The sequence below is a fragment of the Cronobacter sp. 153480017-3 genome, assembly GCF_053627815.1.
In genome coordinates, this window is sequence record NZ_JBSEYN010000001.1 from 174,107 (window position 1) to 186,080 (window position 11,974).

14 protein-coding genes are annotated in these 11,974 nt (G+C 57.5%); 7 read left to right on the forward strand and 7 right to left on the reverse strand.

The window, feature by feature from the left end; translation table 11 throughout:
* Window positions 1-2 precede the first annotated feature (2 nt).
* Entirely contained in the window at window positions 3-1,391 is a 1,389-nt protein-coding gene (gene sad / locus ACUW6V_RS00795) for a succinate-semialdehyde dehydrogenase (protein ID WP_454037870.1), read from the reverse strand.
* A gap of 141 nt (window positions 1,392-1,532) precedes the next feature.
* Between sad and ptrR the strand changes: the two genes are divergently transcribed.
* Window positions 1,533-2,405 carry a putrescine utilization regulator PtrR gene (gene ptrR / locus ACUW6V_RS00800; RefSeq protein WP_069682227.1) on the forward strand — a complete coding sequence of 291 codons (873 nt, stop codon included), beginning with the start codon at window positions 1,533-1,535 and terminating at the stop codon, window positions 2,403-2,405.
* Here ptrR and ACUW6V_RS00805 read toward each other — a convergent pair.
* Window positions 2,365-2,838 (reverse strand): GNAT family N-acetyltransferase, encoded by a 474-nt coding sequence (locus ACUW6V_RS00805; protein WP_454037871.1) that lies wholly within the window; start codon window positions 2,836-2,838, stop codon window positions 2,365-2,367. The genes ptrR and ACUW6V_RS00805 overlap by 41 nt on opposite strands.
* Before the next feature lie 169 nt (window positions 2,839-3,007).
* Between ACUW6V_RS00805 and ACUW6V_RS00810 the strand changes: the two genes are divergently transcribed.
* Entirely contained in the window at window positions 3,008-3,952 is a 945-nt protein-coding gene (locus ACUW6V_RS00810) for an L-lactate dehydrogenase (RefSeq protein WP_097583658.1), read from the forward strand.
* 35 nt (window positions 3,953-3,987) lie between these two features.
* Here the strand turns inward: ACUW6V_RS00810 and ACUW6V_RS00815 are convergent, their stop codons facing one another.
* The gene (locus ACUW6V_RS00815; protein ID WP_319703841.1) at window positions 3,988-4,785 is read right to left on the reverse strand and encodes a PhzF family phenazine biosynthesis protein; all 798 of its coding nucleotides are present in this window, start codon (window positions 4,783-4,785) and stop codon (window positions 3,988-3,990) included.
* A gap of 210 nt (window positions 4,786-4,995) precedes the next feature.
* Between ACUW6V_RS00815 and ACUW6V_RS00820 the strand changes: the two genes are divergently transcribed.
* From ACUW6V_RS00820 to marB, 4 genes are all read left to right on the forward strand, one after another.
* Window positions 4,996-6,195 carry a sugar transporter gene (locus ACUW6V_RS00820; protein ID WP_105622198.1) on the forward strand — a complete coding sequence of 400 codons (1,200 nt, stop codon included), beginning with the start codon at window positions 4,996-4,998 and terminating at the stop codon, window positions 6,193-6,195.
* Between the two features lie 246 nt (window positions 6,196-6,441).
* Window positions 6,442-6,876, forward strand: a complete 435-nt coding sequence (marR, locus tag ACUW6V_RS00825; RefSeq protein WP_004384919.1) for a multiple antibiotic resistance transcriptional regulator MarR — start codon at window positions 6,442-6,444, stop codon at window positions 6,874-6,876.
* 18 nt (window positions 6,877-6,894) lie between these two features.
* Complete coding sequence (gene marA / locus ACUW6V_RS00830) at window positions 6,895-7,269, forward strand: MDR efflux pump AcrAB transcriptional activator MarA (protein WP_004384918.1); 375 nt, start codon at window positions 6,895-6,897, stop codon at window positions 7,267-7,269.
* A gap of 70 nt (window positions 7,270-7,339) precedes the next feature.
* The gene (gene marB, locus ACUW6V_RS00835; RefSeq protein ID WP_004384917.1) at window positions 7,340-7,552 is read left to right on the forward strand and encodes a multiple antibiotic resistance protein MarB; all 213 of its coding nucleotides are present in this window, start codon (window positions 7,340-7,342) and stop codon (window positions 7,550-7,552) included.
* 26 nt (window positions 7,553-7,578) lie between these two features.
* Here marB and eamA read toward each other — a convergent pair whose 3' ends face one another.
* Window positions 7,579-8,475, reverse strand: coding sequence for an O-acetylserine/cysteine exporter (gene eamA / locus ACUW6V_RS00840; RefSeq protein ID WP_454037872.1), 897 nt, complete (start codon window positions 8,473-8,475; stop codon window positions 7,579-7,581).
* Window positions 8,476-8,682: 207 nt separating this feature from the next.
* Between eamA and ydeE the strand changes: the two genes are divergently transcribed.
* Window positions 8,683-9,876, forward strand: coding sequence for an efflux MFS transporter YdeE (gene ydeE / locus ACUW6V_RS00845; protein WP_097647646.1), 1,194 nt, complete (start codon window positions 8,683-8,685; stop codon window positions 9,874-9,876).
* Between the two features lie 37 nt (window positions 9,877-9,913).
* On the opposite strand, the gene ACUW6V_RS00850 is transcribed toward ydeE, so the two are convergent.
* From ACUW6V_RS00850 to urtE, 3 genes are all read right to left on the reverse strand, one after another.
* Window positions 9,914-10,324, reverse strand: coding sequence for a hypothetical protein (locus ACUW6V_RS00850; RefSeq protein WP_081396379.1), 411 nt, complete (start codon window positions 10,322-10,324; stop codon window positions 9,914-9,916).
* A gap of 6 nt (window positions 10,325-10,330) precedes the next feature.
* Entirely contained in the window at window positions 10,331-11,122 is a 792-nt protein-coding gene (locus tag ACUW6V_RS00855; RefSeq protein WP_097642002.1) for a hypothetical protein, read from the reverse strand.
* A 149-nt stretch (window positions 11,123-11,271) separates the two neighbouring features.
* A complete protein-coding gene (urtE, locus tag ACUW6V_RS00860) occupies window positions 11,272-11,970 on the reverse strand; it encodes an urea ABC transporter ATP-binding subunit UrtE (protein ID WP_319703837.1) in 699 nt (232 codons plus the stop codon).
* Window positions 11,971-11,974 lie beyond the last annotated feature (4 nt).

Below are 11,974 nucleotides of genomic sequence, written 5' to 3' on the forward strand. Positions count from 1 at the left end.
ACTTAGCGGCGGTTTTTCCACACGGTCTGGATATTGCAGAACTCATGCAGGCCAAAGTGCGACAGCTCGCGGCCAAAACCGCTCTTCTTCACGCCGCCAAACGCCACGCGGGCGTCACTTGCGCAGTAACCGTTAATAAAGACGCCGCCGCACTCCAGACGCGCCGCGAAATCCTCCGCGCGGGCGTCATCGGCGGTCCAGACGGTCGCGCACAGGCCAAATTCGCTCTCGTTCGCCAGTTCCAGCGCATGTTCGGCGTCGCGCGCCACGCTAATGGCTGCCACCGGCCCGAACAGCTCCTGACGAAACGCGGTCATCTCGCGCGTCACGTTGCCAAGCACCGTCGGCGCGTAGAAATTCGCCGCACCGGCTACCTTCTCGCCACCCAGCAGCAGCGTCGCGCCTTCGCTGAGCGTCGCCGTCACCTGCGCATGCAGCTCGTCACGCACATCAAAACGCGCCATCGGGCCCAGGAACGTGGTTTCGTCGGTCGGCGCGCCCATTTTCAGCTGCTGCGTGGCGGCCACGAATTTTTCGGTAAAGGCATCGGCGATGCTCGCTTCGACGATAAAACGCTTGGAGGCAGCGCACACCTGCCCGGTGTTCTGGTAGCGCCCCGCCACCGCGGCTTTCACGGCCTCGTCGAGATCGGCGTCCGCCAGCACGATGAACGGATCGGAACCGCCCAGCTCCAGCACGCATTTTTTCAGCGCCGCGCCCGCCTGCGCGCCGATTGCGGCACCCGCCCGCACGCTGCCGGTCACGGTAACGGCGGCGATACGCGGATCGTTAATCGCCTGGCTCACCCCGTCGTTGGTGGCGTTAATCACCTCGAACACGCTGGCCGGCACGCCCGCGTCTTCAAAAATCTCATTAATCAGCAGCGCGCAGCCCATCACGTTCGGCGCATGCTTAAGCAGATAAGTGTTGCCCGCCAGCAGGATCGGTACCGCCCCGCGCATCACCTGCCACAGCGGGAAGTTCCAGGGCATGACGGCAAGCACAGGCCCGAGCGGACGGTATTCAATCACCGCCTGCTGGTTTTCCACCAGCGTCGGCTCCGTCGCGAGCATCGCCGGGCCATGTTCGGCGTACCAGTCGCAGAGCGCGGCGGATTTCGCCACTTCGCCGCGTGCCTGAAGGATCGGCTTGCCCATCTCGGCGGTGATCATCTGCGCCAGCTCTTCGCTGCGTGCGCGCAGTGCATTGCCGATGTTACGCAGCGTCTGCGCGCGTTCATCAATACGGCTGGCGCGCCAGCGGCGAAAGCCTTCGCTTACGCGGGTAATAGCCAGCTCGACCTGTTCAGCGCTTGCCAGCGGGTACGCCGCCAGGGTTTCGCCGGTGGCCGGGTTTACGGAAATCGCATGGGTGGCAGGGGAAATGCTCATCAATGGCCTCTCTCTTATGTGTTGTTATCGGTGACGCTTTTTTACACCAGACACGTCAAAACTTCTGGTATAGCCTGGCCTGCTCTGGTATTTCTGAAAAGTGAATAATATTAACGATTCCATTCACCCGGAGAGAATGCGATGGATTTAACCCAGCTTGAGATGTTTAACGCCGTGGCCGAAACTGGCAGCATCACGGCCGCCGCCCAGCGCGTTCACCGGGTGCCGTCTAACCTGACCACCCGCATCCGCCAGCTTGAAGAAGATCTGGGCGTGGATCTGTTTATCCGCGAGAACCAGCGCCTGAAGCTCGCGCCCGCCGGGCACAGTTTTCTTGACTACAGCAAACGCATTCTGGCGCTGGTGCAGGAGGCGCGCGAGGTGGTCTCCGGTGACGTGCCGCAGGGGATTTTCTCGCTCGGATCGCTTGAGAGCACCGCGGCGGTGCGCATTCCCGCTGTGCTGGCCGCCTTTAACCAGCGCTACCCGAAAATTCAGTTCGATCTGGCGACCGGCCCGTCCGGTACCATGATTGACGGCGTGCTGGCGGGCGAACTGAGCGCGGCGTTTGTCGACGGCCCGGTTCTGCATCCGAATCTGGAAGGTATGCCGGTCTATCAGGAAGAGATGATGCTGGTGGCGCACGCGAATCACCCTGAGGTTACGCGCGCGCAGGAGATTAACGGCGCGAGCATTTACGCCTTTCGCGCGAACTGCTCCTACCGGCGGCATTTCGAAAGCTGGTTTAAAGAAGATCAGGCGATGCCGGGCAAAATCCACGAAATGGAGTCTTACCACGGCATGCTGGCGTGCGTGGTGGCGGGTGCCGGTGTGGCGATGATCCCGCGCAGTATGCTGGAGAGTATGCCAGGCAGCCATCAGGTGCAGGCGTGGCCGCTGGCCGATAAATGGCGCTATATCGATACCTGGCTTATCTGGCGGCGCGGGGCGAAAACCCGTCAGCTCGACGCCTTTACAGAACTGCTGCCGTGTCTGACACCCGCTTTCGCATAAACACACTCAGCGGATCGGGCTGGTAAGGTGCAAACGGTGCGGTGTGCGTATAGCCGCAGCGCTCATAGAGCTTCACCGCCGCATGCTGGTGAATGCCGGTTTCCAGTTGCAGCATGTGGCAGCCGCGTGAGCGCGCGGCGGCTTCCAGCGCTGCCATCAGTGTTTCACCGAGGCGCTGCCCGCGGTGGCGCGCATCGATATACACCCGCTTAATTTCTCCAGAGCCGTCAGTGTTCAGCATCACCGCGCCACAACCCACCGCCTCGCCCTGATGGCGGATCACCATAAAAATCATCTCATCTTCGGGGATGTCGGCGAGATCCACCAGATGGTTGCTCTCTGCCGGGTACAGCGTGCTCTGATACGCGTCCAGCGCGGCGATCAGCGCCCGGCTTTCAGCGCTGCCTGGCGCTTCGGCGGTTATCGGGTACATAGCGGCTCCTTGGTTGTTTTTATTAGCTTTACCGGTTGCGCGCGCCGCCGACAACCCGCCGGTCAGACGATTGTCTTATGATGCGCGCTTTAATACACAATGGGGATTTCCTGGCAGCGGGTTGTGCAGGTACTCTGTGCGGCGAAATGGGTTAACAAGGAATGACACCATGAATAACAGAGCACGAAAAGTGATGATTATCGGTGCGGGCAACGTGGGCACCGCCGCCGCCTGGGCCTTACTCAACCAGAATATCGGCGAGGAGCTGATTCTGGTGGATCTCGATGCCGCGCGCGTCGAAGGGCACTGCCAGGATTTGCGCGACGCCGCCGCGTATATGCCGGGGATGATTAAAATCTCCACCCGCCAGGCGCAGGAGTGCGCGGATGTCGATATCGCGGTGATCACCGTTTCCGGCGGCGCGCTGAAGCCCGGCCAGACGCGCCTTGACGAGCTGACCAACACCGCGCGCATCGTCGGCCAGATTGTGCCGCAGATGATGGCGGGCGGCTTTAATGGCATTTTCCTCGTCGCCACCAACCCCTGCGATATCATCACCTGGCAGGTGTGGAAGCTCTCCGGCCTGCCGCGCAACCAGGTGATCGGCACCGGCGTCTGGCTCGACACCACCCGCCTGCGCCGCTCGCTTGCCGAAGCGCTGGATATCGGCCCGCAAAGCATCGACGCCTTTATTCTGGGCGAACATGGCGACACCCAGTTCCCGGTCTGGTCGCACTCTTCCGTGTATGGCTCGCCGGTCGCGCAGGTTTACGAGCGCAAAACGGGTACGCCACTGGATACCGCGGCGCTTGCCGAGCGCGTGCGCAGGCTGGGCTTTGAGATTTACGCCCGCAAAGGCTGTACGGAATATGGCATCGCGGGCACTATCGCGGAGATCTGCCGCAATATCTTCACCGGCAGCCACCGGGCGCTGGCGGTATCGTGCATTCTTGACGGCGAATATGGCGTCGACAACGTGGCGATAGGCGTTCCGGCGGTACTGGCGCAAAACGGCGTGCAGCAGATTATCGAACTGCAGCTGGAAGGCGAGGAGCAGGCGAAGTTTCAGCATTCGGTCGCGGTGATTAAAGAGAATATCGCCCGTCTGCCCTGAGCATGAAAACGGCGCCCGCTACGGGCGCCGAAGCATCAGCGCAGCAATACCTGGCCGATAAGATAGGTCACCGCCTGGCCGCCAATCAGCACGCGATCGCCCTGCCATTCACAGCGTAAATCCCCGCCCCGCGCCGAGACCTGACGCGCCATCATCGCGGTCTTGCCAAGCTTCTCACCCCAGAACGGGATCAGCATACTATGCGCGGAACCGGTCACCGGATCTTCCGGCACGCCCTCTCCGGGGCAGAAAAAGCGGCTGACGAAATCATACGGGCCGCCGGGTGTGCCGGGCGCGGTGACGCAGACCTGTTTGCCGAGCGGAATCAACGCGTGAATATCCGGGGTCAGCGCCTCTACCTGCGCCTGGGTTGGTAGCTCCACCAGATAGTCACGATACACCGCCACCGACACCGCGCCGTCAATCCCCAGCGCGCTCAGCAGCAGCGCGGGCGCGTCCACCGGCTGCGCCTGCCACGCCGGAAAGTTCAGCGTCAGCCAGTCACCGCGGCGCGTAACGGACACCTCCCCGACAAAGCGCGTCGAGAAGCGGATTTCGCTGTGCGGGTAATCGAGGTGCTCTAAAATGACGTGCGCGGCGGCAATCGTGGCGTGGCCGCAGAGGTTGATTTCATAGCGCGTGGTAAACCAGCGCAGTTCGAAGCCGTCGTCGGTGCGCACAAAAAACGCGGTTTCTGACTGGTTATGCTGCCGCGCCATCAGGAGCAGCGTTTCATCCGGCAGCCATTCGCTTAACGGACAGACCGCCGCCGCGTTGCCGCTGAAGGTTTTATCGGCGAACGCGTCCACCATATAAAAATCAACTGATTGCATTGTCATCCCCACCCTGTTTTTTGTCGTTGCTGTTTTTACACACTATCACGCGGTCTGTAATCCGTGACGGCAATTGCGTTTCTGCCGCTTCGTTTGTTACATGCTGGGTATAAAAGTGAGATTTGCGTCACAAAATGGTTGTGTCCCGACGGGCGAAAGTTTTAAGATCGCTCGCTTCTTATTCACTTCTGACCAGCGCGAATCTTTTCTATGACGATGAATACAGTCTCTCGCAAAACCGCGTGGCTGCGGGTGGTTACGCTTGCGGTCGCGGCATTTATCTTTAATACCACCGAGTTTGTGCCGGTGGGCCTGCTCTCTGATATCGCCGCGAGCTTCCATATGGAATCCGCGCAGGCGGGCATTATGCTGACCATCTACGCCTGGGTGGTGGCGCTGATGTCGCTGCCGTTTATGCTGCTGACAAGCCAGGTGGAGCGCCGCAAGCTCCTTATTGCGCTGTTTGTGGTGTTCATCGCGAGCCATATGCTGTCGTTTATGGCCTGGAGCTTCGAGGTGCTGGTCATCAGCCGTATCGGCATCGCCTTCGCCCATGCGATTTTCTGGTCGATTACCGCGTCGCTGGCCATTCGCCTCGCCCCGCCGGGCAAACGCGCCCAGGCGCTGAGCCTGATTGCGACCGGCACCGCGCTGGCGTCGGTACTCGGTCTGCCCATCGGGCGCATCGTCGGGCAATATTTCGGCTGGCGCACCACGTTTTTCGCCATCGGCATCGGCGCGCTGATTACGCTCGCCTGCCTTATGAAACTGCTGCCGAAAATCCCGAGCGAACACTCCGGCTCTCTTGCGAGTCTGCCGGCGCTGTTCCGTCGCCCGGCGTTGCTGTGCATCTACGTGCTGACCGCCGTGGTGGTGACCGCGCACTTCACGGCCTACAGCTATATTGAGCCGTTCGTGCAGAACGTCGCGGGCCTGAGCGAAAACTTCGCCACCTTCCTGCTGCTGGTGCTCGGCACCGCGGGCATTATCGGCAGCGTGATTTTCGGCAAGCTCGGCAATCTGCACGCCTCCGGGCTTATCAGTAGCGCCATCGGCGTACTGGTTATCTGCCTGCTGCTGTTGCTGCCTGCCTCGCACAGCGCTGTAAACCTGACCATTCTTGGCGCGTTCTGGGGCATCGCGATTATGCTTATCGGCCTCGGTATGCAGGTGAAAGTGCTGGCGCTGGCCCCGGACGCCACGGATGTGGCGATGTCGCTCTTCTCCGGCATCTTTAACATCGGTATCGGCGCAGGCGCGCTGGTGGGCAACCAGGTGAGCCTGCAACTCTCGATGTCGTCCATCGGTTATATGGGCGCTATTCCGGCGCTGGTCGCGTTTGTCTGGGCGATTGTAATTTTCCGCCGCTGGCCGGTTCAGCTTCCTGAAGAGCAACCGCACCACGGTTAATCTTAACGCCGCCGCTTCAGGCGGCGTTTTTTTATTCTTTTTCTCTGTTTTCACCGCGTCGCGTTACGCCTTTCCGCGCTTAACAGGCGCGCGCTATCGCAGCGATTGCTCTTACCTTTCCTTTGATTTTGAAGGGTTTTTAACACGTTTTAGCAGATCGTGTGATCGCGAAAATCATTCGGTTGACTTATGTTTGCCTGGGCAATAATATCTCGCGTGACTAATCTACTTGCCTGGGCAACTATGTTGGAAAATAACAGCGATCTGTTTAACGAGATTATTCCCTTAGGACGACTGATTCACCTTGTGAATCAGAAAAAGGATCGCCTGCTCAATGAGTACCTTGCGCCGCTCGATATCACGGCAGCGCAGTTTAAGGTGCTCTGTTCCATTCGCTGTCCTGGCCGCATCACGCCAGGGGAGCTGAAAAAAGTGCTCTCAGTAGATTTAGGTGCTCTGACGCGCATGCTGGATCGTCTGGTATGCAAGGGCTGGGTGGCGCGTCTGCCTAACCCTAACGATAAACGGGGCATCCTGGTTGAGCTCACGGAAGAAGGCGCGGTGCTGTGTGAACAGTGCCACCAGCTGGTAGGACAAAACCTGCATCAAGAATTAACAAAAAACCTGACGGCAGACGAAGTGGCGACCCTCGAATACCTGCTTAAAAGGGTGCTGCCGTAACAGCAAAGAGGTAAGACGATGTCCAGACGCAACAATGATGCCATTACTATTCATAGCATTTTGGACTGGATTGAAGATAACCTGGAATCCCCCCTTTCCCTTGAGAAAGTGTCGGCGCGTTCGGGTTACTCGAAATGGCACCTGCAACGCATGTTCAAAAAAGAGACCGGTCACTCGCTGGGCCAGTATATCCGCAACCGGAAACTGACCGAGATTGCCCTCAAACTCAAAGAGAGCGACGAACCGATTCTTTATCTGGCCGAGCGCTATGGGTTTGAATCCCAGCAGACGCTGACCCGCACGTTTAAGAACTATTTCTCCGTGCCGCCGCATAAATATCGCGTGACGCGGATGCCGGGCGAAGGCAAGTACCTCCACCCGCTGAATCACTGAGTAGTTAAAGAACGCCGACGGCGGCATTCCGCCGTTACACTTCTCCTTTCGGGAGATAACCGAGGAAATTATGAAATCCGTCACGTGCGCCGCTGCGCTGTTGCTGGCGTTGACCTCCGGCTATGCGCTGGCAGGCAGCCCCAAAACTGACGCGTGCGCCGGGGACACCAGCACAATGATGGTGCCGATTGAGCATCATGAATCGCTGGATCTCAGCCATCGCAGCGCAGGCAGCGATAAATCAGACGAGCTGGGCGTGCCGTACTACAACCAGTCGCGTTAAAAAAAACCGGGCTTTGGCCCGGTTTTTTATGCGCTGCGCACCGCCCGCCGTACCCGCCAGCCAAAGACGTTGATATAAAGCCCCGCCATCACCAACAGCGCGCCAATAATCTGCAATACCGAGAGCCGCTCATCCAGCAGCAGCGCGGCGCTGGCAAGCCCCACCACCGGCACCAGCAGTGAAAGCGGCGCCACGCGCCAGGTCTCATAACGCCCGAGCAGCGTGCCCCAGATGCCATAACCGAGAATAGTCGCGATAAAGGCCAGATAAACCAGCGACAGCACCGTCACGCTGTCGATATTCACGAGACTCTGCACCACCGCATCCGCGCCGTCGAACATCAGGCTCGCCGAAAAAAACGGCAGCACCGGGATCAGCGCGCTCCACACCACCAGCGACATCACCGCAGGCGGCGTCGGCAGCTGCATGATTTTTTTGTTGAAGATATTGCCGCAGGCCCAGCTCAGCGCGGCGGCGAGCGTCAGCATAAAACCGGTCAGCGCCACATGCTGGCCGTTAAGGCTGCCCTCAATCAGTACCAGCATCCCGCCGACGGCGAGCGCAATGCCGGTGAGCTGTTTGGCCTGGAGACGTTCGCGAAAGGCGAACACGCCGAGCACAATGGTGAAAAACGCCTGCGCCTGTAACACTAACGAGGCGAGTCCCGCGGGCATGCCGAACTTAATGGCGGTGAAGAGAAACGCGAACTGCCCGAAGCTTATCGTCAGTCCGTAGCCGAGCAGCAGCCGAAACGGCACTTTCGGGCGGGCGACAAACAGCAGCGCGGGAAAGGCGACGAGCAAAAACCGCAGCCCCGCCAGCAGCAGCGGCGGCATGGCGTGTAAACCGATTTTAATTACGACGAAATTCAACCCCCAGGCCAGCACCACCAGCAGCGCCAGCAGCCCGTCTTTACGCGTCATCCCCTGCCCCTGTTATTTATTAAAATTATGTTAATACTTCACCATACCGGAATCTTAAGGTGAGAGACAGATCACTAATTTATGGGGGGAACGTAAAGCACTTCTGAACCCCCGACAGGGTGTACAGCGCCCGGATGGCATGTTATTGCTTTAAAAGAGGCCTGAACAGGCGCTCGCTCCCGCTCACCCGATAAAAAAGATAAGAAAATGTTATCAAAGAAAACGCGTTCCACCGTCGCGCTGCTGGGCTCGTCGTTAATGTTAACCATTGGCCGCGGCGCCACACTGCCGTTTATGGCGATTTATCTCGCGAAGCGTTTCGCGATGTCGGTCGATGAAATTGGCGTCGCGCTAACGAGCGCGATGACCGCAGGCGTTTTTTTCAGCCTGGCGTTTAGCGTGTTCGCCGACCGCTTCGACAAAAAGCGCTATATGCTCATCGCTATTGCGATCTTTGTGGCGGGCTTTGTGGCGATCCCGCTGATGCATAACGCCCTGCTGGTGATCCTCTTTTTCGCCATCATTAACTGCGCGTATTCGGTGTTTTCTACCGTGCTGAAGAGCTATTTCGCCGACACGCTGGGGGCGGCGGCCAAGGCGCGTATTTTTTCGCTTAACTATACCTTTCTGAATATCGGCTGGACGGTTGGCCCGCCCATCGGCACGCTGCTGATGGTCTATGGCCTCAATATGCCGTTCTGGCTCTCGGCGGTGACGTCCGGCATGACCTTTATGGTGATCGGCTTTTTTGTTGAACGCGTGGCGCCGGCGCACGAACAGGCGGATTCTCCCGCAGGCCCGCCGCCGCTCTCGCTGCTGTGGCGTGACCAGCGTCTGCTGTGGTTTACCGGCTCGGCGTTTCTCGGCTCGCTGGTGGCGGGGTCCTTTGCCGTCTGTATTTCGCAATACGTCTTAACCTTTTCCGACAGCGCGCTGGCGCAACAGGTTGTCGCGGTGGTACTGCCGGTCAACGCTGTCCTTGTGGTTTCGCTGCAGTACCTGGTGGGCAGAAAACTGCGCGCCGACAACATAAGCCGCCTGATGCTCTTCGGCACTGTCTGCTTTATTCTCGGCCTCGGCGGTTTTCTGATGTCGGGCACTAATCTCTGGATGTGGGGCGCGGCAGCGGCGGTCTTTACGCTTGGCGAAATCATCTATGCGCCGGGTGAATATATGCTGATCGACAATATTGCCCCGCCGGGCCTGAAAGCCGGTTACTTCTCCGTGCAGTCGCTCGGCTGGCTGGGCGCGGCGTTCAACCCGATGTACAGCGGCTTTGTGCTGACCACGCTGCCGTCATGGTCGCTGTTCGCGTCGCTGATGGTTTTCGCAGCTATGGCGTATCTGATGATGGTAAAAGGCATGCGCGTGAAAGCCGTTGGGGTGATGCAACCGGGCTGAGTGAAGTGCGGGCCGGGTAAACGCCTGGCCCGCACGTTTATAGCGGAGGGATTTTGAGTAAAACGGCGACCTGTCGATAGACCACATATTTCATAAAAAGCATCAGCCCACCACCGAGTAGCCAGTAAAAGCTTAACAATATACAGAGTATGAAATGTGTTGAGCCACCGAAGCCAAAGAGCATTACCGGTATTAAAAGCATCAGCAACAAATGCCCTTTCATTAAGCGAAGCGGTAATAACGCCATTATAATGAATGCTGGAAATATGCCATACCACAAGGCTAAATTAAGCGAGGCGGTTTCCCGAACACTATAAGTGCCGTAAAATATTCTGTAGACAGAAAAATAGATCGCATCGTGCAGCATGAGCACGCAAATCATAGATAAGATTACCATCAGTGGACGAGAAATTATCTCACAAAAGAAACGACTGAAATCGTTATCCATGCTCTTTTAACCTTTTCTGCCATAGCGCTTTAAATCCGCTTCGGTGATAGGTTCCGCGAGCATCTCACTTTTAACTGGAAAAGTACTTTCGTACACCATGACACGAGGATAATATTGATTGTTGGTCACGACGTTATAAGTGAATCGCTTACTGGCATAAAGCGCACCGCGTAGAACAAAGAAATTATCATAAGTATTGGAGTCATCATAACGACTGGTAAACGTTCCGTCCGCCCAACGCCTTGCTATCTCCAGCGTTTGCTCCACAGAATGCGTAGCCCGATAGGTATCGACGGCATAAGGGATCTGTCCGACAGCGTCAGCCCAATAAGGTAAGCCATTAATGAGTACCAAAAGATATCCATCGGCACCTTGCGCACTGGCTTTCCAGTCTCCCGGCATTCCCGAAGCGAATGATAATGAAGGCCGGTCTGTTTCAGCGAAATCGACGATATCCTGCCAGCTGAAATGCTTATAGGCATTCTGAACTTCTTGCTCATGATTAAAATATATCATCGGATGATAATTATCCGCCAGTGGTTCAAACCATTGCCATGCATAGCGATCGTATAATTCTTTCGCTGTAATTATCTCAAACATTTCACCTTCTTTTAAACCAAGCGCAAACAAAATATCACCATTAGTTCGCGTAATGATTTTACAGGAAGGGATATAAACCGTTTGGACGTAGTTTTCTGTAACTGGCCGGGTATGTGAATAGTAGACAAGATGTGTGCCGCCATTCTCTGTCTGGAAATTATAGGCTCGCCCATTGATAATATGTTGAGTTTTTTTCATGGCCATTCCGTTTACTGCGACAATTTGCAGCACTTTACGCCAGTCACCCTTTTGATTAAGTATCCTCCCCTTTTTATCAGAAAATATTTATCTCAGAAGCTATGCTCAGAAAAACAGTGGCCAGCCTCCTGCCAGCCTTTTTACCGCTATCAAATCGCTACCAGCCCTCGCACGCCGTCGGCTTCCATCGCAGCGCCAGGGCCGCGTTGCACGATAGCGCCGCGGGACATCACCAGATAGTTATCCGCAAGCCCGGCGGCGAAATCATAAAACTGCTCTACCAGCAGAATGGCCATATCGCCGCGGGCGGCCAGCGCGCGGATCACCTCGCCAATCTCTTTGATGACCGATGGCTGAATGCCTTCGGTGGGCTCGTCGAGGATCAGTAACTGCGGGCGGCTGGCGAGCGCCCGGCCGATAGCGAGCTGCTGCTGTTGCCCGCCGGAGAGATCGCCGCCGCGCCGCTGGCGCATCGATTTCAGCACCGGAAAGAGCGTATAAATTTCCTCTGGCACGCTTCTGGCCTCTGTATCGCGAAAGCGCGACAGCCCCATCAGCAGGTTTTCCTCCACCGTCAGGCGCGGGAAAATCTCACGCCCCTGCGGCACATACGCGATGCCTGCCGCCACGCGCTGGTGCGGTTTATAACGGGTAATAACGTCGCCCTGCCAGGTGACCGAGCCGGTTTTCGCCGGAATCAGCCCCATCAGACATTTCAGCAGCGTGCTTTTGCCCACACCGTTGCGCCCGAGCAGACAGGTCACTTCGCCCGTGCGCGCCTCAAGCGACACGCCGCGAAGGATATGGCTGCCGCCATAGTATTGATGCAGTTCATCTACTTTTAACATCGTT

Excerpts from the sequence above, each read along its gene's own strand:
- eamA (WP_454037872.1), bottom strand. The coding sequence starts at position 8,475 with ATGACGCGTAAAGACGGGCTGCTGGCGCTGCTGGTGGTGCTGGCCTGG.
- ptrR (WP_069682227.1), top strand. The coding sequence starts at position 1,533 with ATGGATTTAACCCAGCTTGAGATGTTTAACGCCGTGGCCGAAACTGGC.
- ACUW6V_RS00850 (WP_081396379.1), bottom strand. The coding sequence starts at position 10,324 with ATGGATAACGATTTCAGTCGTTTCTTTTGTGAGATAATTTCTCGTCCA.
- ACUW6V_RS00820 (WP_105622198.1), top strand. The coding sequence starts at position 4,996 with ATGACGATGAATACAGTCTCTCGCAAAACCGCGTGGCTGCGGGTGGTT.
- ACUW6V_RS00815 (WP_319703841.1), bottom strand. The coding sequence starts at position 4,785 with ATGCAATCAGTTGATTTTTATATGGTGGACGCGTTCGCCGATAAAACC.
- ydeE (WP_097647646.1), top strand. The coding sequence starts at position 8,683 with ATGTTATCAAAGAAAACGCGTTCCACCGTCGCGCTGCTGGGCTCGTCG.
- marA (WP_004384918.1), top strand. The coding sequence starts at position 6,895 with ATGTCCAGACGCAACAATGATGCCATTACTATTCATAGCATTTTGGAC.
- ACUW6V_RS00805 (WP_454037871.1), bottom strand. The coding sequence starts at position 2,838 with ATGTACCCGATAACCGCCGAAGCGCCAGGCAGCGCTGAAAGCCGGGCG.
- ACUW6V_RS00855 (WP_097642002.1), bottom strand. The coding sequence starts at position 11,122 with ATGAAAAAAACTCAACATATTATCAATGGGCGAGCCTATAATTTCCAG.
- urtE (WP_319703837.1), bottom strand. The coding sequence starts at position 11,970 with ATGTTAAAAGTAGATGAACTGCATCAATACTATGGCGGCAGCCATATC.
- marB (WP_004384917.1), top strand. The coding sequence starts at position 7,340 with ATGAAATCCGTCACGTGCGCCGCTGCGCTGTTGCTGGCGTTGACCTCC.
- ACUW6V_RS00810 (WP_097583658.1), top strand. The coding sequence starts at position 3,008 with ATGAATAACAGAGCACGAAAAGTGATGATTATCGGTGCGGGCAACGTG.
- sad (WP_454037870.1), bottom strand. The coding sequence starts at position 1,391 with ATGAGCATTTCCCCTGCCACCCATGCGATTTCCGTAAACCCGGCCACC.